General features: G+C 64.4%; 14 protein-coding genes. 6 read left to right on the top strand and 8 right to left on the bottom strand.

Translation table 11 applies throughout. The features are described 5' to 3' along the window. Positions 1-41: 41 nt before the first annotated feature. The 4 genes from I6L45_RS15950 to I6L45_RS15935 form a co-directional block, all read right to left on the bottom strand. Complete coding sequence (locus tag I6L45_RS15950) at positions 42-1,025, bottom strand: Gfo/Idh/MocA family protein (protein ID WP_216982601.1); 984 nt, start codon at positions 1,023-1,025, stop codon at positions 42-44. Positions 1,026-1,086: 61 nt separating this feature from the next. Next, positions 1,087-1,944 carry a deoxyribonuclease IV gene (nfo, locus tag I6L45_RS15945; RefSeq protein WP_210548624.1) on the bottom strand — a complete coding sequence of 286 codons (858 nt, stop codon included), beginning with the start codon at positions 1,942-1,944 and terminating at the stop codon, positions 1,087-1,089. Positions 1,945-2,170: 226 nt separating this feature from the next. After that, the gene (locus tag I6L45_RS15940) at positions 2,171-3,211 is read right to left on the bottom strand and encodes a sensor domain-containing diguanylate cyclase (protein WP_216982600.1); all 1,041 of its coding nucleotides are present in this window, start codon (positions 3,209-3,211) and stop codon (positions 2,171-2,173) included. Between the two features lie 313 nt (positions 3,212-3,524). Continuing rightward, positions 3,525-5,561 (bottom strand): glycoside hydrolase family 3 protein, encoded by a 2,037-nt coding sequence (locus tag I6L45_RS15935; protein WP_216982599.1) that lies wholly within the window; start codon positions 5,559-5,561, stop codon positions 3,525-3,527. Positions 5,562-5,792: 231 nt separating this feature from the next. On the opposite strand from I6L45_RS15935, the gene I6L45_RS15930 reads away from it, so the two are divergent. Further along, positions 5,793-6,803 carry an AraC family transcriptional regulator gene (locus tag I6L45_RS15930; RefSeq protein ID WP_216982598.1) on the top strand — a complete coding sequence of 337 codons (1,011 nt, stop codon included), beginning with the start codon at positions 5,793-5,795 and terminating at the stop codon, positions 6,801-6,803. Here I6L45_RS15930 and I6L45_RS15925 read toward each other — a convergent pair. Next, a complete protein-coding gene (locus tag I6L45_RS15925) occupies positions 6,783-7,718 on the bottom strand; it encodes a LysR family transcriptional regulator (protein ID WP_216982597.1) in 936 nt (311 codons plus the stop codon). The two genes, I6L45_RS15930 and I6L45_RS15925, sit on opposite strands and share 21 nt — an antisense overlap. A 118-nt stretch (positions 7,719-7,836) precedes the next feature. Between I6L45_RS15925 and I6L45_RS15920 the strand changes: the two genes are divergently transcribed. Further along, positions 7,837-8,595: an SDR family NAD(P)-dependent oxidoreductase gene (locus I6L45_RS15920; protein WP_216982596.1), complete on the top strand. Its 759-nt coding sequence runs from the start codon at positions 7,837-7,839 to the stop codon at positions 8,593-8,595. A 116-nt stretch (positions 8,596-8,711) separates the two neighbouring features. Here the strand turns inward: I6L45_RS15920 and I6L45_RS15915 are convergent, their stop codons facing one another. Further along, positions 8,712-10,145 (bottom strand): glycoside hydrolase family 1 protein, encoded by a 1,434-nt coding sequence (locus tag I6L45_RS15915; RefSeq protein ID WP_216982595.1) that lies wholly within the window; start codon positions 10,143-10,145, stop codon positions 8,712-8,714. A 160-nt stretch (positions 10,146-10,305) separates the two neighbouring features. Between I6L45_RS15915 and I6L45_RS15910 the strand changes: the two genes are divergently transcribed. Next, complete coding sequence (locus tag I6L45_RS15910) at positions 10,306-11,214, top strand: LysR family transcriptional regulator (RefSeq protein WP_216982594.1); 909 nt, start codon at positions 10,306-10,308, stop codon at positions 11,212-11,214. Positions 11,215-11,302: 88 nt separating this feature from the next. Then, positions 11,303-12,877 (top strand): sensor domain-containing diguanylate cyclase, encoded by a 1,575-nt coding sequence (locus I6L45_RS15905; protein ID WP_216982593.1) that lies wholly within the window; start codon positions 11,303-11,305, stop codon positions 12,875-12,877. A 99-nt stretch (positions 12,878-12,976) separates the two neighbouring features. Here the strand turns inward: I6L45_RS15905 and I6L45_RS15900 are convergent, their stop codons facing one another. Further along, entirely contained in the window at positions 12,977-15,274 is a 2,298-nt protein-coding gene (locus I6L45_RS15900; protein ID WP_216982592.1) for an FdhF/YdeP family oxidoreductase, read from the bottom strand. Further along, entirely contained in the window at positions 15,258-16,043 is a 786-nt protein-coding gene (gene fdhD, locus I6L45_RS15895) for a formate dehydrogenase accessory sulfurtransferase FdhD (RefSeq protein WP_216982591.1), read from the bottom strand. Before fdhD ends, I6L45_RS15900 begins: the two co-directional genes overlap by 17 nt. A 157-nt stretch (positions 16,044-16,200) precedes the next feature. Here fdhD and I6L45_RS15890 point away from each other — a divergent pair, with 157 nt between their 5' ends. Both I6L45_RS15890 and ytfQ read left to right on the top strand, forming a co-directional pair. Next, positions 16,201-17,079 (top strand): LysR family transcriptional regulator, encoded by an 879-nt coding sequence (locus I6L45_RS15890; protein ID WP_216982590.1) that lies wholly within the window; start codon positions 16,201-16,203, stop codon positions 17,077-17,079. A 428-nt stretch (positions 17,080-17,507) separates the two neighbouring features. Continuing rightward, on the top strand, positions 17,508-18,467 hold the full coding sequence (ytfQ, locus tag I6L45_RS15885; RefSeq protein WP_043760823.1) for a galactofuranose ABC transporter, galactofuranose-binding protein YtfQ: 960 nt from the start codon (positions 17,508-17,510) through the stop codon (positions 18,465-18,467). The last annotated feature ends 50 nt before the right edge of the window (positions 18,468-18,517 follow it).

Here is an 18,517-nt window from a genome sequence, read left to right as displayed (position 1 = left end):
CCCTCTCTTTTTGCGTGGGAATGCCGGCCAGGTGCCTGACTTCACCCCTTCTCCTTGAGCCCGGCCTCGACCCAGCCCAGCACCCGCCGCGTCAGGGCGTGGGGCAGCCAGGGGGAGTCCAGCAGCCGGTGGCGCAGGCAGTCGGCGAAGTGATCCGCCTCGTGCTGCATGCCGCCCCCCTCCACAGGCAGGTAGATGTCTGCCGGCCAGGCGGCCGGCGCCTTCTCCCCCTGCCAGCGAATGTGCTGGGGATTCCACCACTTGCCCTCGACGAGCAGGGACCAGCCCTCCCCCTCCAGCCAGGCATCCCGGTCGAGATCCTCGGTGATGGAGGCGCCAAGCTCCGCCTGGAAGGGGGTGTCGAAGGTGAAGCGGGCCGTCAAGTCCACCTCTCCCGGGGCCCGCACCAGGGTGACCTCGGGGATGCCACAGGTCAGCCCAAGCCGCTCGCAGAAGACGGCATAGAGCCAGAGCGGATAGACCCCCACATCCCAGGCGGCGCCGCCATCCAGCGCCGGATCGAACAACTTGCCGACCGGTGGCTGGGCCGAACCGAAGGCCGCGCACAGGCGGCGGGGCGCCGGCAGCAGCGGCAGGCGTTGCAGCAGGGCGCGCATGGCGGGGAAGCACATCACCTTCATGGCTTCCAGCAGCAAGAGGCCGCGTTCATGGGCAAGCGCCACCAAAGCATCCCACTCCGCCACCCGGGTCACCGCCGGCTTCTCCACCAGCACGTGCTTGCCCGCCAGCAGCATCTGCCTGATCAGGGGGGCATGCTCGGGGTGGATCACTGCCACATAGACGGCCTCCACCTCGGGGCTCTCGGCCAGTGCCTGATAGCTGCCATAGGCAAGGGGCAGCCCCAGTTCATGGGCGAACTCGTCGGCCCGCTGCTGATCCCGGGCGGCGATCGCCACCACCTCAGCGCTCCTGGCGTGCAAGTTGACGTCGCGGCAAAAACGCCGGGCGATGGCCCCCGCTCCGGCAATTCCCCAGCGCAGCGGCGCCCTTCCCTCTTCCTGCATCTTGCCTCCTCACTCCTCTGTGGATGGACGTCGACCCCGGCCTGGCAACGGAAACAAGACGTCAGGCAATGGCCTGGGCGCCCTGCAGACTGCGCAGCCAGCTTATCTCCTCTCCCCAGATAGTTTCGTCTATGGTTTCGAGGATCAGCGGGATACCGTTGAAACGGTCGTCGTTCATGATGTGGTGGAACACCGCCTCTCCGAGATTGCCCTCCCGCAGGCTGTGGTGGCGATCGACCCGGCTACCGAAGGTACACTTGGCGCCGTTGATATGCATCCCCTTCAGGTAGTCAAAGCCCACGATGCGGTCGAAGTCCTCGAACACGGCGGCGCAGGACTCAGGGGTGCGCAAATCATAGCCGGCGGCGAAGGCGTGACAGGTGTCGAAGCAGACGCCGACACGGCTCTTGTCCTCCACCCCCTCGATCAGGGTGGCCAGGTGCTCGAACGACCAGCCGAGGTTGGTGCCCTGGCCGGCAGTGTTCTCGATCACCGCCGTCACCCCTTCGCTTCGCTCCAGCGCCCAGTTGATGGACTCGCTCACGAGCTTGAGGCTTGCGGCCTCGGGGATCTGCTTCAGGTGGCTGCCGGGGTGAAAGTTGAGGTAGCAGAGCCCGAGCTGCTCGCAGCGCTTCATCTCGTCCAGGAAGGCATCCCGGGACTTGGCCAGAGCGTCGGGATCCGGGTGGCCCAGGTTGATGAGGTAGCTGTCGTGGGGCAGGATCTGCTCGGGGCGAAAGCCTCCCTTCTCGCAGGCCAGCTTGAAGGCGCGAATGCTGGCCTCTGACAACGGTGCCGCCTGCCACTGGCGCTGGTTCTTGGTAAACAGGGCGAAGGCGTTGGCCCCGATAGCCTGGGCACGGGCGATGGTGTTCTCCACCCCGCCGGCCGCACTGACGTGGGCTCCGATAAATTTCATCTCATCTCCTCTGCGCTGTTGCCTTGTGCCCTCCTCGCATGTCGCAAGGCCAGAGCATCCGTAATGGGGCGCCATTATGCCCAAGCCACTCCCCTGCGCCAAACCGGGATTGTCGATGGCCGCCATAGAAAAGGCGCCCGCAGGCGCCCTGATGACAATCGATGTGGCGATCTCGCACCGCCCGGGATGGAGCGCCCGGGACTGTGTTCCCGGGCGTCAGGCCTGGCTAGAGATGGCACTCCACCCTGTTGCGGCCATTTCGCTTCGCGGCATAGAGTGCGCTGTCGGCACGCTTGAGAATGGCGCTGAGATCCGAGTCCTGATGAGACAGGGAAGAAAAGCCGATACTGGCCGTCAGTTTGATGATTTCTCCGCCGTACTCGATGACCTGGGATTCGATGACGGCACGAATATTGTCGAAGATGGCCAGATTATTATCGGGGTGACTGCCCGTGACGATAATGGCAAATTCTTCCCCGCCAATACGGGCAAACATATCCTCTGACCGCATATTTCTTTTGACGACACTGGCGACCTCTTTGAGGGCATGATCCCCCGCATCGTGACCATATTTGTCGTTCAGACTCTTGAAGTGATCCAGATCCAGTATCCCGACGGCGAGCGGTATATCCGTCAATCGGGACAATATCAACCTGCGCTCCCCCTCGTTCATGAAGGCGCGACGATTGGCAGTATCCGTGAGGTAATCGGTGGATGCCTGATGCTCCATCTCCGTCACCTGAAGGTGCAGCTGGATATTGAGAGCCAGCCAGTTTGCCAGGCACTGCAATATGATCGCGTCCTCGACGGTATAATGGGTCTTCTCATGGTGCGCGACATTCAGGGTACCGATGCATCTGGTTCCCTGGATCATGGGGGCATCCATGCAGCACCCCATGCCGTGCCGGGACAGGATGACACAGTCCTGATCGCTGGATGCCGTCAAGTCATCACAGATCGCCAGCATGCCGGAAGAGAATACCCTTCCCACCATGGTGCCCTCCACCGGGACCAGGGATTCCATGGGAATGGCGTTGTTGCCCATCACGGCATAGAGCCGCAATGAGGTCTCGCTCTCCTTGATGGTGATGCTGGCTCTCTCGGCCGAGAAAATGTGGAAAATCCAATTGGCCATCACATTCAACACATCTTGAAGGGATGCAGCCTGAGTCAGATCCTGAATAAAGGAAACCGGAACAGTGATCTTTTTGCCAGGGCCAACTTTAGACAAAAAATGAGGATCAAATATTCTGTCGTTATGATGCATGTCTACCTCACACTGCTTTTTTATTACTGTTTCACTTCGCCCTGTTCCGCAGCAACCAAACGTTCGGGAGTCCCCCAGCGCTCCCGGTCAGAGTATAACAACTATGTATGATCTGAAATGTTTGTTATTAAGAAGCACTGTTGAGTGGACGAACAACAACCAAATATAAACAAGATTAACAGTAGAGAGCGCCATGAGAACGTTATCATGGCCAATATGGCAAAGGCCGGGGGACGGCCCGCCATTGGCACCCCGCCGCATGCCATGAAAAAGGCGCCCTCGGGCGCCTTGGAGATAGTCAGATATGCTCTGCTCAATAGGCCAGACCGGCCCCATAGGGATAGAGGGGGCTCAGGGAGTCCTTCGCCACATCCGGTGACTGGTTCAGCACCGCCTGCCAGCTGGAGGGCAGCTCGAAGGGCAGCTTGCCGCGCGCCTTCTGCGTGCCGCTCATGACATCGAACAGGGCCTGATCCAGGGCGCCGAAGTTGGCGAGCAGCACCTTGGCCGCCGGTGCCACCTCGGTCAGGATAGCGGGCCTGTCCAGATAGATGGAGAGCACCAGGGGTACGCCAGCCTGCTCGATGGCCTGGATGGCGGCCAGGTCGTCCGCCCCCTGATAGACCCCCTCGTGGGCCGTCTCCTGCACCACCTCAGCCTGGCTGGCGAAGCCGAGCTGGCCGAAATGGACCATGCCGAAGGGGAAGCGGGGATCCTGCTCGTTCGGGGTGTTGACCCGCGCGATGGCGAGATCGGCCTCGGCCAGGCTCGTCACGACGGTGTAGCCGTTGGCCCTGGCCACTTCGGCATTGACGTTATACAGGTAGACCCGCTTGCCATCTGCCTTCAGCGGCAGTAATGCCCCCTCGTTCTTGAGCAGCACATGGGCGGCGGATTGTGCCGCCTGGGCCTCCTTCTGGAAGGCGTCGTTGCCCACCAGGGTGACCGCCGCCTGCACGTCCACATAGGGGTTTTCAAAGAGACCCAGCTCGAATTTCTGCTCGAGAATGCGTTCAGCCGATGACGTGACCGCCGCCTCCGTCACCAGACCAGCCTGCACGGCCGCCAGCAGCGGCGCTGGATCCTCCACCCCGCCAAACTGGTTCACCCCGGCGTCGATGGCCTTGGCATAGCGCTCGGCCTTGGAGAGCTTCTCCACCCCCCAGGACATGCCAAAGGGCACGGTCCAGGGGCTCACGCCGGCATCCACCTCCGCCTGGCTGAGCCCCTCCTCACAACGGGTGGGACAGTCGTTGACGATACCCCAGTCGCTGAGCACCACCCCGGAGAAGCCGAAGTGACCCCGCAGCAGGTCGGTGAGGATCTGGCGGTTGAAGCCAAACCCCACCTCCTCTATGGTCTGCCCTTCGTAGGTCAGCCCCTCTGGCAGGGCGTAATAGGGCATCACGGCGGCCACCTTGGCCTCGAAAGCCCCCTCGAAGGGCACCAGGTGATAGGCGAACTGTCCACCGGGATAGACCTGCTCCTTGCCCCAGGGATTGTGCGCATCCAGCCCATCCTTCTGGGGGCCGGCCCCGGCGAAGTGTTTGACCACGGTGATGACGCTCTCCTTGCCTATGCCCTCGCTCCCCTGCTGGAAGCCCTCGATGTAGGCCTTGACCAGGGACTTGGCGAGCTGGTTGTCCTCGCCGAAGGTGCCGTTGATGCGGCCCCAACGCGGCTCGGTCGCGAGATCCGCCTGGGGCGAGAGGGCCTCGTGGATGCCGACGGCACGATACTCCTGGCGGGCGATGTCGCCGAAGCGCTGCACCAGGGCGGCGTCGCCGATGGCGGCGAGCCCCAGGGTCTCCGGCCACTGGGAGAAGGCGCCGGCGCCAATGCTGGTAGCCTTGGGATCATGGGTGAAGTGGTTGCGGGGATCCGTGCTGACCGTCATGGGGATGCCGAGCCCCACCCCTTCCAGGAGGGCCTGCAGGGTGTTGTTGTCCTCGGCGATGGCCGCGGGATCCCCGGCCATGCGGGTGATGAAGGTATTCACACCATCGGTGCGCAGCATCTTGTCCATGGCGTCGAGGTTGACCCGCCCCTCTGCGTCCAGCACCAGGGTACCGTGCATCATCAGCCCCGCCTTCTGGGCCAGGGTGAGCCTGCCCACCAGATCCCGGGCCCGCTCGGCGGCGCCGAGGCGCCAGTCCTCGTAGGGGGTCAGGGTTCCGTTGCCATCGAGATCCTTGAACTGCAGGCCGTTCTGCTCGATCAGGGCGGCGGTGCGATGGCCCAGGGTGGGTTGTGTCGGCTTGGGGGTGGAGTCGTTGTCGTTGCACCCTGCCAGCAGCAGGGCCCCTATGCTCAGGGCCAGACGAGTCAGGGCGAGCGGATGGTGTTTCATTATTGTGACCTTCCTTGTGTGTGTAGGTCCGGCCACTCTATGCAAAAGCGGCTGCCCTCACTTGCCCGCAGGGTGCAGGAAATTGCCGGTTGGGAGCAGATGCGAAAAGTGTGAAAAGGGTTGCAGGGTTACTCTTGGTTACAATTTTGAAACATGAAGCCGGCGCTGGCTCACGGCAATTTGCCGCCGCAGGGGGATGATGGAGGGCCACTGCCGACAAGGATTTTTGCCGTGAAAACAGTCTCCAACCGGATAGCCCAGCTCTGCCTCACCCACTGGCAGGCCCAGGGGCGGGATCCGGACCATCTCCTGCTGGGTGCCGGCATCGCGCGCGAAGAGTTGCTGCTTCCCCAGGGACGGATCGATAGCCAGCGCCACTTCCGGCTGCTGGCCCAGGCGGCCCCCCATATGAGCAGCCACCAGTGGGGCACGCCCCCCACCCTCACCGGCCTCTTCACCCACTTCCTGCCGCTCGGGAGCCTCTGCTGCAATGGCGCCAGCCTGCGGCAGGCCCTGCACTTCTTCCTGACCTACCGTCCCCTCATCGGCGAGAGCGACCGGATCGCGCTGCGGGAGGAAGGGGGCGAGGCCAGGCTCAGCTACCACTCGGAATCCGATCACCCGGACGTGGTGGCCCTGAGCAGCCTGGCGAATCTGGGCCATCTCTATGCCCTGCTGCAGTTCTACCACCCGGGCGAGGGTCAGCTGGTCCTGCCCGCCCTGATCAGACCCGACCTGTGGCGCCAGCTGTCGGCCTGGCTGGGGGATCGCCTGCTGCGGGGTCAGGGGTTCGAGCTGCGCTTCCCCTCGGCCCTGCTCGATCTCGCCCATGGCAACTGCAATGTCCCCCTGCAGCCCCTGCTGCTGGAGGAGCTCGACCGCCAGATGATCCAGCTGCGCCCCAGCCCCCGCTACCGGGATCGCGTGCTCGGGCTCATCCGCCAGCGGCTATGGCAAGAGGGTCTGGACGCGCCGCCCCTGCTCGCCACTGTCTGCGAGAGCCTGCGGCTCACCCGCTGGACCCTCAACCGTCATCTGCGGGAGGAGGGCTGCCACTTCTCGGCCCTGCTGGAGCAGGTGCGCCGGGAGGAGGCGTGCCGCCTGCTGCAGGATCATGCCCTGCCCCTGCAGGAGGTGGGGGACAGACTCGGCTTTGCCAGCCAGAGCAGCTTCACCCGGTTCTTTCGGACGGCGTTCGCCCTCTCCCCCCGCGAGTTTCGCTCAAGACGCAGCCACCTCTGATCCCTCTGCCAGGGTGCGGCTGATCAACTCCCCCAGCCAGTGGATGAAGAGCTGCACCCGCGGCGCCAGCTGGCGGCGATGGGCATAGAGGGCGTGGATGGGGAGCGGTGGCGGCTGCCAGCCGGGCAGTATGCTCACCAGCTCACCGCGCGCCAGCAGCCCCTCCACCCCCACCCTCGGCATCTGGATAATGCCAAGCCCCGCCAGCGCCGCCGCCAGGTAGGTCTCGCTGTCGTTGACCATCAGGGCCCCCGTCATCGGCAGCAGGGTCCGGCTGCCATCTTCGTCCCGGTACTCGAACCCGGGCTCCCCGCGCCCCTGTCCGGCGCCAAAGCCGGAGCCATAGTGCACCAGCCGGTGATGAGCCAGATCGGCGAGGCACTGCGGCACCCCGTGGCGGGCCAGATAGGCGGCGCTGGCGCAGTTGATCTGGCGATAGTGGCCGAGCGGCCGCGCCACCAGGCTGGAGGGCTCGAGCGCCCCGACCCGCACCACGCAGTCAAACCCTTCGCGCACCAGATCCACCCGCCGGTCTGTGCTGCTCAGCATCAGCTGCAAGCCGGGGTGCTGCGCCAGAAACGCGGGCAGCGCCGGGATGACCAGGTGGCGGGCCATCCGGCTCGGCATGTCGACCCTCAGCTGGCCCGAGATCTGGCCCCCCTGGCGAAACAGGCCGTCAAACTCCTCCATGTCCGCCAACAGCTCCCGGCATCTGGCGTAGCAGAGCTGGCCGTCCGTGGTCAGTTGCACCCGCCGGGTGGTGCGCAGCAAGAGCCGGGTCCCCATGCGCTCTTCCAGCCGGCGGATGGCCGCGGAGAGAGTCGCCTTGGGGATGCCCGTCTGCTCGGCGCAGCGGGTAAAGCTCTCCAGCTCGGCGACCCGCACGAACGCCCTCATCGCATCCAGTTGATCCATGATTGTCTCTTTAGATGGAACAGTCCTTTCATTATCACGCTATTTATCCGCTTTGAAAGGAACAATACAGTGATCCCGTCGGCTCACCCCGAGCCCTTGCCCTGACAGGAGTCACACCATGACCAGACCCATCGCCCTCATCACAGGGGCCAGCCGCGGCCTTGGCAAACACGGCGCCCTGGCCCTCGCGGCCAAAGGCGTCGACCTCATCATCACCTACCGCAGCCAGGCCGAGGAGGCCGAGGCGGTGGTGGCCAGTGCCCGTGCCCTCGGCGTGCAGGCCCATGCCCTGGCCCTGGACGTGGGCGAGAGCGCCACCTTTGCCGCCTTCGCCGAAGAAGTGACCCGGCTGCTCGCCCGGGAGTGGCAGCGTACCCGCTTCAATTTCCTGGTCAACAACGCCGGCATCGGCATTCACGCCAGCTTCGAGCAGACCACGGAGCAGCAGTTCGACACCCTGCTCAACATTCACCTCAAGGGCACCTTCTTCCTGACCCAGGCGCTGCTGCCGCTCATCCAGGACGGTGGGCGCATCCTCAACCTCTCCACCGGCCTCACCCGCTTCGCCATGCCGGGCTACGCCGCCTACGCCACCATGAAGGGGGGCGTGGAGGTGCTGACCCACTACCTGGCCAAGGAGCTGGGCCCCCGGGGCATCGCCGTCAACGTGCTCGCCCCCGGCGCCATCGAGACCGACTTTGGCGGCGGCGTGGTGCGCGATGACAAGCAGGTGAACGCCTTCCTCGCGAGCCAGACGGCCCTCGGCCGGGTCGGCCAGCCCGACGACATCGGGGGCGCCATCGCCGCCCTGCTCTCCGACGACAGCCGCTGGATCACCGCCCAGCGCATCGAGGCCTCCGGGGGCATGTTCATCTGATCCCCTGGCTCCCCATAACACACAAGGCCCCCTCGGATGAGGGGGCCTTGTGGCATTCAGGGCGGACTTGAGCCCGGGAGCGGATCACTGGCGGCGCTCAGCCCTCCCGCCGTGAGTCACAGATCCTTGCCGCCGGAGGCGATCACCTGGCGGTACCAGTGGAAGCTCTCCTTCCTGACTCGGCGCAGGGACCCGCCCTGCTCGTCCCGGTCCACATAGACGAAGCCGTAGCGCTTCTGGTAACCGTTGAGCCAGCTCAGGATGTCGGTGAAGGACCAGGCGCAGTAGCCCAGGAGCTCGACCCCGTCCTGCATCGCCTCCTGGCACGCCTTGACGTGGCTGCGCAGATAGTCGATCCGGTAGGGATCCTGCACCCTGTCGCCGGCCTCCAGCTTGTCGAACTCGCCGAGGCCGTTTTCGGTGATCATCAGCGGCAAGGCATAGCGGGACGAGAGGCGACGCAGGGCGATGCGCATCCCGGTGGGGTCGATGGCCCAGTCCCAGTTGCTGGTCTCGAGATGCGGGTTCGGGGTGGTCCGGTAGAGACCCGGCACGCCGCTGGACGGCGTGGTGCCCTTCTGCCCCGTGGTGTTGATGCGCTGCATGGTCTGACCGCCGAGCGGGTTGTCGGTGTAGGTCAGGGTGTAGTAGTAGTTGACCCCGATGTAGTCGGGCGTGCCTTCGCGCAGCAGCGCCAGGTCTCCCGGCAGGATCTCGGGGGCCTCGCCGCTCTCCTTCAGGTAGGCGAGCGCCGCCTGGGGGTAGCGGCCGAAGCAGTAGGCATCCAGCCACCAGTAGTTGGTGAACTCCTCGGCATTCTCGAATGCCAGCATGTCCGCCGGGGCGCAGGAGGCCGGGTAGGCGGGGGAGTAGGCAAAACTCGGTCCGATAAGGCCGTTTGGCACATGCTCACGGAACGCCTTGATGACCCGGGCATTGGCCAGAAACGCGATGTGGTTGGCGGCGAAGAAACGCTTCCTGTCCTGCACTGCGGGCGGATGGGTGCCGAGCTGGTAGGCGTTGGTCAGGTTGTAGTTCTGCTCGTTCAGGGAGACCCAGTACTTCACCTTGGCGCCGAAGCGCTTATAGAGGGTCACGCAGTAGCGCTCGAAGTCGTCGATGATGCGCCTGTCTTCCCAGCCGCCGTACTCGTCCTGCAGGGCCTGGGGCAAGTCCCAGTGGTAGAGGGTCAGCACGGGCTCGATGCCGTGGGCCAGCAGGGCGTCGATGAGCCGCTCGTAGAAGGCAAGTCCCGCCTCGTTCACTTCGCCCCGGCCGGTCGGGTAGATGCGCGGCCAGCTCACCGAGAAACGGTAGGCCTTGAGCCCCATCTCGGCCATCAGGGCCACGTCCTCTTCCACACGGTGGTAGTGATCCACCGCCACGTCCCCGTTGCTGCCCTGGAAGGTCTTGCCCGGCAGCTTGGTGAAACTGTCCCACACCGAGGGGCCCTTGCCGCCTTCGTCCCAGGCCCCTTCCACCTGATAGGCGGCGGAGGCGGCCCCCCAGAGGAAACCGTTCGGGAAATCGTTGAACTTGTGGTGATGCATCTGGTGTTGCTCCTTCTGCGCGGATGGAACCAACCATCCCGGATAACCCGACCCCCCTTGGGGTCGAAATGAATTGGCATCAGCATCCAACACTTCTAAAATTCCGTCCAATGACAAATATGACCACTCAAGATTCCAAACAGGAATCAATGGAGGCACTATGGAGCTACGGGATCTGAAGGCCTTCGTCACCCTGGGGGAGGTGATGCACTTTGGCCAGGCGGCGGCACGCCAGCACGTCACCCAGTCGGCCCTGAGCAAGCAGATCCGCCGCCTGGAGGCGGACCTTGGCGGCGAGCTGTTCGAGCGCAATGCCGGCAGCACCCGCTTCACCGCCCTGGGACGCGCCCTCTACGGGGAGGCCTGTACCCTGGTGGCCCAGAGCGAGCAGCTCGCCCGCAGCGCCCGCGACGTGCTGGCGGGCAATGGCGGTACCCTGCGCATCGGCTTTGGCGTCGCCACCAAGCTGCTGGTCCCCGCCGCCATCGCCCGCTTTCGGGCCAGCCGCCCCGGGGTCGCCATCGAGCTCAACGATCTCTCCACCCATCACCAGTTGCTGGCGCTGGCCGAGGGCAGGCTGGATCTCGGCTTCTGCCGCCTGCCCGCCCCCAAGGGCTGGCACTGCCTGCCTGTGGTGCGCGCCCATTTCGTCGCCGTGCTGCCTGCCGCCTATCAGGGGGTGAAGGGGTTGTCGGATCTGCTGGACAAGCCGCTGGCCATCCTGCGCCGGGACAAGGCCCCCTCCTTTCACGATCAGTTCGTGCACTACCTGGCCCAGAGCGGGCTGCGTTTTCAGGATATCCAGTACGTGAACGACTTCGCCGCCGGCATTGCCACCGCAGCGGCCGGCATCGCCTGGACCCTGGTCCCCTCCTCCACCACCATAGAGCACCCCGATGTGATCACTCTGCCCCTGGGGGAGCCCGAGGCGAGCTGGATCATCGGGATCATTCGCCCGCCGGGCAATGACAACCCCCTCATCGCCCCCTTCTGGCAGACGGTGGCCGAGCTCGGGGACCAGAGCCTGGCGACAGCCGGTGACGAAAACGCACGGCAGAGTGCCACCTGAGTGCCACATTAAGGGTGGCGTTGCGTGGCCCCCACCCTTAGAATCGTGCCACCCTGCCAGGCACCCACGACAAGGATCCGTTTCTTTCATGCACTCTCACTGGTTGCTGAGGTTTGATCTTCATCGCCTCATCCTCTCCCTTGCCGTCATCGGCGTGCTGGCCACCTTCGGCAACAGTTTCTACGCCATCCACCAGGCTCAGCGGCAACTGCTGATCGACAACACCCTGGAAGCGAACCGGGTCTATGCCGCCAAGCTGGCCGCCTCCGCCGATGCCATGCTGAGCGCCGCCCAGGGACAGCTCGCCTACAGCGCCAGCCAGCTCGCCCCCCTGCTGCAGGCCGATGACATCGCCGGACTCGAGCAGGAGGTGACCCAGCTGCGCAGGCGCACCAACACCTTCAACTCGGTGGCCGTGGTCAACACAGACTCCACCATCATCGCCGTCTCCCCCGAGACCCTGAATGTGAAGGGGGCCAAACTCACTTCCCCCAATGCCCGCCGCACCCTGAAGAACCAGAAGCCGGTCATCTCAGACCCCCTCGTCTCCCTCTCCGGCAACTACCTCATCAGCCTCTCCTACCCCGTCTTTGCGGCGGATGGGCGCTACCTGGGCTATGTCGCCGGCACCATCTACCTGGAGTCCGCCAGCGTGCTCTCCCACCTGCTGGGCCAGCACTACTACCAGGATGGCTCCTATCTCTATGTGGTAGATCGCCAGCGCACGCTCATCTACCACCCGGATCCCGAGCGCATCGGCCAGAAGGTGGGGGCCAACCGGGTGGTGGACGAGGTGTTGCAGGGTGAGCAAGGGGCATTGGCCGTGCGAAACTCCGACGGGAACGAGATGCTCTCGGGCTTCGCTCCGGTGACCGGTGCCGGCTGGGGCGTGGTGGCACAGCGTCCCCGCAGCGCCACCCTGGCGGGGCTCGATCAGCAGATGATCGGCATCCTGAAGGGGATGGTTCCGGTGACCCTCTTCATCCTCTTCTTCATCTGGCTCTCTGCCACCATCATCGCCAGGCCGCTGCGCCAGCTGGCCAACCGGGCCAGGCTGATGGATCAGCAGGAGGCCGCCACCAATATCTCCGGTATCCGCGCCTGGTACTTCGAGGCCGCCCAGCTCAAGCACGCCATCCTCAAGGGGCTGGGGCTACTCAACACCAAGATCGACAAGCTGCACACCGCCAGCCACACCGACCCAATGACCGGCCTCTTCAACCGCCGGGCGATGCAGCAGATGCTGGATGGCTACCAGGACGAGCACCAGCCCCTGGCCGTGATCGCCCTCGACATCGACCACTTCAAGAGCATCAACGACCGCTTCGGCCACGACGTCGGGGATGCCGTTATCATCGCGCTGGCGGATCTGATGCGCCAGGAGCAGCGCGCCGGGGCCGCCCTGTGCCGCAGCGGCGGCGAGGAGTTCCTGCTGCTGCTGCCCGGGGTCTCCCTGAGCCAGGCCGCAGCCATCGCCGAGCGGCTGCGCACCCGGGTGGCCAGCCATGAGATGGAGACGGCAGGCCACATCACCCTCTCCCTCGGGGTCGCCCACTGGGGGGCGCAATCGGGGGATCTCGCCGCCGTGCTCAAGCAGGCGGACAAGGCGCTCTACGACGCCAAGCACGGAGGCAGAAACTGCGTGGTGGTGGCGTCAGACTGATCCGCCCCGTCGGTCCTGAGCGCAGGATGCTTCTGGGCTCGCCATAAAAAACCCCTGCCATGGCAGGGGTTGAACAAGGCCGGGAGCGGGAGTGGACGATCACACAGTGACCGCGAGGCTCTCGACCTCTGCCTTGCTGGGGGTCACCAGCACGGGCACCGACTTGGAGGTAGGGGTGAAAGAACCCTCCCCGATGCTCTCGATGGCCACCAGGGGGTTGGTCTCCGGGTAGTAGGCCGCGATGTTGCCCCGCGGGATCTCGTAGAAGATGACGCTAAAGCCCTGCACCACCCGCTCGCGCCCGTCGTTGCAGATGGCCGCCATGTCCACCCGCTGCTCCTCGGCAAGCCCCAGCATGCGGGCATCCTCCTCGTTCATGAAGACCACGTTCCGCCGCCCCTTGATGCCGCGATAGCGATCGTCCATGCCATAGATGGTGGTGTTGTACTGATCGTGGGAGCGCAGGCTCTGCAGCAGCAGCACGGGCTCGCCCACCATCTGCTCCGCGTGGCTGGTGCATTCGGGCAGGATGGAGGCCGGCAACCGGCTCGCCCTGAATTCGGCGCGTCCGCTTGGGGTGTTCCAGCGCAGCAGGGCGGCACTGTTCTCCAGGTGGAAGCCGCAGGGCTCCTCGATGCGGCGGTTGAAGTCGCCAAAGCCCGCGATGGTCTCCTCGATGAGATCCCGCAGCAACCCGTAGTCATCCCGCAGGGCCAGCCAGTCCACCCGCTCGCTGCCGAGCGTCGCCTCGGCCATGCGCGCGACTATGTCGATCTCGGAGAGGCAGAGCGGCGAGACGGGCTCGTTCATGCCGGTGGAGGCGTGGACCATGCTGAAAGTGTCCTCCACCGTGATCTTCTGGACGCCGGTGCGCTGCAGATCGAGCTCGGTGCGACCCAGACAGGGGAGGATCAGGGCATCTTTTGACACCATGAGGTGGCTGCGGTTGAGCTTGGTGCTGATCTGCACGTTGAGCTCGCTCCTTCGCATCGCCTCATAGGTGAACTCGGTATCCGGCGCCGCGGCCGCCAGGTTGCCCCCAAGGCACACCAGCACCTTGCTCCTGCCGCCGTGCAGGGCCTTGAGCGCCTCGTAGACGTTGTGCCCCGGCGTGCGCTTGAACCCCACCGGGAAGCGTCGCTCCAGACGATCGAGGAAGGCGGCGTTGGGTTTCTCGTTGATCCCCATGGTGCGGTTGCCCTGGACGTTGCTGTGACCGCGCACAGGACAGAGCCCGGCCCCCGGCTTGCCGATCTGGCCGCACATCAGGTGCAGGTTGACGATCTCGCGAATGGTGTCGACCGAGTGCTTGTGCTGGGTGATCCCCATGGCCCAGCAACTGATCACGCTCTCGCTACGCGCGAAGATCTGCGCCGCCCGGGTGATCTCCTCGCGACCGAGCCCTGACTGCGCCTCTATCTGTGCCCACTCGGTGGCCTTGACATGCTCAAGGTAGCGCTCAAAGTGCGCCGTGTGCTGCTCGATGAAGGCGAGATCGATGCGCCCCCCCTCCTCTTCCAGGATGTACTTCGCCATGCCGCGAATGGCCGCCATGTCGCCGCCGAGCTTGGGCGTGAGGTACTGGTGGCTGATGGTGGTGGCCGCCGGGGTCAGGAGCTCCGCCGGGCTCTGGGGGCTCGCGAAGCGCTCGAGGGCCACCTCTTTCAAGTTGTTGAAGGTGACGATCTGACACCCCTGGCGCGCCGCCTTGCGCAGGGCGTTCATCATGCGCGGGTGGTTGGTGCCCGGGTTCTGGCCGAACACGAAGATGGCCTTGGCGGCGTCGAAGTCATCGAGCACCACTGTACCCTTGCCCACCCCGACGGACTGGATGAGCCCCACGCCGCTCGCCTCGTGACACATGTTGGAGCAGTCCGGGAAGTTGTTGGTGCCAAAGAGGCGGCCGAACAGCTGATAGAGGTAGGAGGCCTCGTTGCTCGCGCGTCCCGAGGTGTAGAACTCCACCTCGTCGGGGCTGGCCAGGCTGCTCAGCTTGTCGGCGATGATGGCAAATGCCTGATCCCAGCTTATCGGCTCGTAGTGATCGGTCGCCGGGTTGTAGCGCAGGGGCTCGGTCAGTCGCCCCTGGTATTCGAGCCAGTAGTCGCTCTGGGTGGCGAGGCGGCGCACCGAATGTTCGGCGAAGAAGTCGGCCCCCACCGTCTTGCCGGTGGACTCCCAGGCCACCGCCTTGGCACCGTTCTCGCAGAACTGGAAGGCCCCCTGCTTGTTGTCACCCCAGGCGCAGCCCGGGCAGTCGAAGCCGTCGGTCTGGTTGACCCGCAGCAGGTTCTTGATGTTCTGCCGGGTCTTCTGGCTGCGCAGCACCTGCTTGAAGGTGGACTGCAGGGAGGAAAAGCCGCCGGCCTTGGCCGGTTTCTCAATATGACTGGACATGGGAGTCTCCGAACTGATCCTGGGCGCGGGGGCTGGCATAGCAGACCGGGGCATCGGATCGGGGCACATGAATGAGGGTCAGGTTGTATTTCAACGCCAGCCGCACCGCGAGCTGGCTGGGAGAGGCAAGGCTGATGAGGTGAGCGGCGCCAAATTGCACCGCCTTGTGAATGAGTTCGCTGCCACAGCGGCTGGTGATGGCCAGGGTGGCCGCCCGCACGGGCTGGCGCAGCTGCATGCCGATGAGCTTGTCCAGGGCGTTGTGCCGCCCGATGTCCTCCCGGCAGGCCAGGATGGCGCCCCGCTCGTCCAGGGCCAGGGCGGCATGAAGGGCCCCGCTCTGGCGGGCCTTGCACTGCCAGGGGGCGATGCGATCGCGCAAGTCCCGCAGACGGCCGGTGTCAAAGGGCTCGGCCGGGGGCAAGGGGGTCAGTGCGGGCAGCGCATGCTCCATGGCCTCCACCCCGCAGATGCCGCAGCCGCTCGCCCCGGCCAGGCGGCGCTTGCGCTGCCCCAGGGCCGCCAGACAGCGGTTGGCGATGGTGATGTCGAGCACGATGCCGTGCTCGGACGGGGTGCTCTGGATGTCGTGCACATCGTGGTTGCCCCCGATGATGCCCTCCACGAACAGGAAGCCGATGGCAAAATCGTCGAGATCGTCCGGGGTGGCCATCATGACGGCGTGGTTGATGCCGTTGATGTTGACAGACACGGCCACCTCTTCCACCAGCTCATCCAGCCTGGGCAACCGTGAATTGATAGGGATCATACGAGACGCTTATAACGTGTATTCGGGCCTCAAGTTTAGATAAGCCGGCGGGTCAAAACCAATGAAACAAATCTATCCACCCATAGAGAAGTTCTATTGCCATCCCCATGTCGATTGATTAACTTTGTCAGCCACCGCCCCTTCCGGCCCTCCCAACATGAACATCAAGCAGCTGCACTATTTCCACGAGCTGGCCCAGCACCGTCACTTCGCCAAGGCGGCCAAGGCCTGCTTCATCACCCAGCCGACCCTGTCGGCCAGCATCACCGCCCTGGAAAAGTCCCTCGGCACCGAGCTGGTGGTGCGCAACAGCCAGTTCGTGGCACTCACCCAGGCGGGGGAAGTGGTGCTGCGCCACGCCGAACGGATGCTGCAGGAGCAGGACGCCCTGCGCCAGGAGCTGAGCCTGTTCAGCGGCGGGCTCTCGGGGGCCCTGCGCATCGGCGTGGTGCCCCAGTCCAGCATCGACATCATGCCGCTGCTCAAGGGGTTCAACGACGCCTTCCCCAACGTCAGCCTGCACCTCAGCGTGATGACCCACGGCACCCTGCTCCAGCAGCTGGATCTGCACCGGGTCGACATCGGCCTCGGCTTTGACGAGCTGCTCACCGAGCACCAGCGCCGGGCCCTCGACGTCCAGCTGCGCCACCCCAACCCCATGGCGCTGCTGGGTCCCCTGCCCCCGCACCTCGGCGAGCACCAGCCCCTGAAGCTGGCGGACTTGCAGGATCTCCCCCTGATCCTGCCGAGCAGCACCATGCAGTTTCGCCGCTACCTCGATGACGCGGCCGCCCGCCAGCAGCTCAGCCTGCGGGTGGTGCTGGAGACCGACTCCCTGTTCCACCTGGTCAACGGGGTGAGCCACGGGCTCGGCCGCGCCGTGGTCAGCGCCGGCATCGCCGCCACCGCCAGGCGGCTGTTCCAGCTGCCCTGCCACCCCCTGAGCGATGCGAGCGCCGGCACCATCGCTTTCATCACCCGCAAGCACAGCGTCACCCCCGCCATGAAGGCGTTTCTCGCGCAGGCCGACACCTGAACCCGGCGGGTGGCCGTGTTGGCCGCCCGCGCGCGTTCTGACATGGCGGACACGAGCCATGCCCGCTCAGCCCAGCTTTTTCTCCCGACTTCGAGGTGCTGCTGCGCCCGTTCCTTTACCACCAAGGAGCCAACCCCTCGTCCTTGAGCCTGGGTGTTCCTTCAGGCGGAAACGACCCGCCACCGTGCCTCTCGCCCTGCACGACTCTGGACACAATGGTCGCCGACAAAAATAAATATGCAGAAAAATCAATGCAGCCCCCGCCTGAGGTATGAACTCTTCTGCTGTTTGTATGAAGCATCGTGCTGCTGAAAACTTTCTGTGAGCCACCTCCCGTCGTTAAATTCGCGAGCCTATAACCTTGACCCGAACAATAAAAACCTGACGCGATCCGGTTTATTTCACCATGCATCACAAAGGAGTGTCACATGTATAAGAAAGTGAAACTGGCGGGCATTATCAGCACCCTTATTCTCTCTGCCTCCGCTTATTCTGCGGACATGACGGTGGGGTTCTCACAAATAGGGTCTGAGTCCGGCTGGCGGGCGGCAGAAACCTCGGTGGCCAAGAGCGAGGCACAGAAACGCGGCATTACCCTGAAGATTGCCGATGCCCAGCAGAAACAAGAGAACCAGATCAAGGCCATTCGCTCCTTTATTGCCCAGGGCGTGGACGCCATCTTTATTGCCCCCGTGGTGCAGACAGGCTGGGACCCGGTATTGCAGGAAGCAAAAGAGGCCGAGATCCCCGTGTTCCTGCTGGATCGCAATATCACGGTCAAGGATGACTCCCTCTTCATGACGGGGGTCGCCGCAGACAGCGTCCACGAAGGAGCGGTGGCGGCCAACTGGCTCATCAAGCAGCAGGATGGCAAGCCCTGCAACGTCGTTGAATTGCAAGGTACCGTCGGGGCCAGCGTGGCGCTGGACCGCAAGAAGGGCTTCCTCGATACCGTCGCGGCCGTGCCCACCATCAAGATCATCCGCACCCAGTCCGGCGACTTCACCCGCAGCAAGGGCAAGGAGGTGATGGAGAGCTTCATCAAGGCGGAAAACGGCGGCAAGAATATTTGCGCCGTCTACGCCCACAACGATGACATGGCCATCGGGGCCATTCAGGCCATCAAGGAAGCGGGGCTCAAACCGGGCAAGGATATCAAGATCATCTCCATCGACGGCGTGCCGGATATATTCAAGGCGATGATAGCAGGTGAAGCCAACGCCTCGGTGGAACTCACGCCGAATATGGCTGGCCCCGCCTTTGACACCCTGCTGGCCTATAAAAAAGATGGCACCCTGCCTCCCAAACAGATCAAGACAGAGTCCAAATTGTTTGAGCCGGAGAGCGCCCAGGCCCAGCTCGAACTGAAAAAAGACATGGGCTATTAATACCGGCCACCCTCTGAAACAGCCTGTCAAATAACACGCCATATATGCCC

This window comes from Aeromonas sp. FDAARGOS 1415 (assembly GCF_019048365.1).
Classification (GTDB): Bacteria; Pseudomonadota; Gammaproteobacteria; order Enterobacterales; family Aeromonadaceae; genus Aeromonas; species Aeromonas taiwanensis.
Note: the sequence above shows the minus strand (reverse complement) of the source record. Positions and strands in the feature narration are given on the sequence as shown.

Bases quoted from the DNA above. Each gene is read 5' to 3' on its own strand.
- I6L45_RS15950 (WP_216982601.1), bottom strand. From the start codon at position 1,025: ATGCAGGAAGAGGGAAGGGCGCCGCTGCGCTGGGGAATTGCCGGAGCG.
- nfo (WP_210548624.1), bottom strand. From the start codon at position 1,944: ATGAAATTTATCGGAGCCCACGTCAGTGCGGCCGGCGGGGTGGAGAAC.
- I6L45_RS15940 (WP_216982600.1), bottom strand. From the start codon at position 3,211: ATGCATCATAACGACAGAATATTTGATCCTCATTTTTTGTCTAAAGTT.
- I6L45_RS15935 (WP_216982599.1), bottom strand. From the start codon at position 5,561: ATGAAACACCATCCGCTCGCCCTGACTCGTCTGGCCCTGAGCATAGGG.
- I6L45_RS15925 (WP_216982597.1), bottom strand. From the start codon at position 7,718: ATGGATCAACTGGATGCGATGAGGGCGTTCGTGCGGGTCGCCGAGCTG.
- I6L45_RS15920 (WP_216982596.1), top strand. From the start codon at position 7,837: ATGACCAGACCCATCGCCCTCATCACAGGGGCCAGCCGCGGCCTTGGC.
- I6L45_RS15915 (WP_216982595.1), bottom strand. From the start codon at position 10,145: ATGCATCACCACAAGTTCAACGATTTCCCGAACGGTTTCCTCTGGGGG.
- I6L45_RS15910 (WP_216982594.1), top strand. From the start codon at position 10,306: ATGGAGCTACGGGATCTGAAGGCCTTCGTCACCCTGGGGGAGGTGATG.
- I6L45_RS15905 (WP_216982593.1), top strand. From the start codon at position 11,303: ATGCACTCTCACTGGTTGCTGAGGTTTGATCTTCATCGCCTCATCCTC.
- I6L45_RS15900 (WP_216982592.1), bottom strand. From the start codon at position 15,274: ATGTCCAGTCATATTGAGAAACCGGCCAAGGCCGGCGGCTTTTCCTCC.
- fdhD (WP_216982591.1), bottom strand. From the start codon at position 16,043: ATGATCCCTATCAATTCACGGTTGCCCAGGCTGGATGAGCTGGTGGAA.
- I6L45_RS15890 (WP_216982590.1), top strand. From the start codon at position 16,201: ATGAACATCAAGCAGCTGCACTATTTCCACGAGCTGGCCCAGCACCGT.
- ytfQ (WP_043760823.1), top strand. From the start codon at position 17,508: ATGTATAAGAAAGTGAAACTGGCGGGCATTATCAGCACCCTTATTCTC.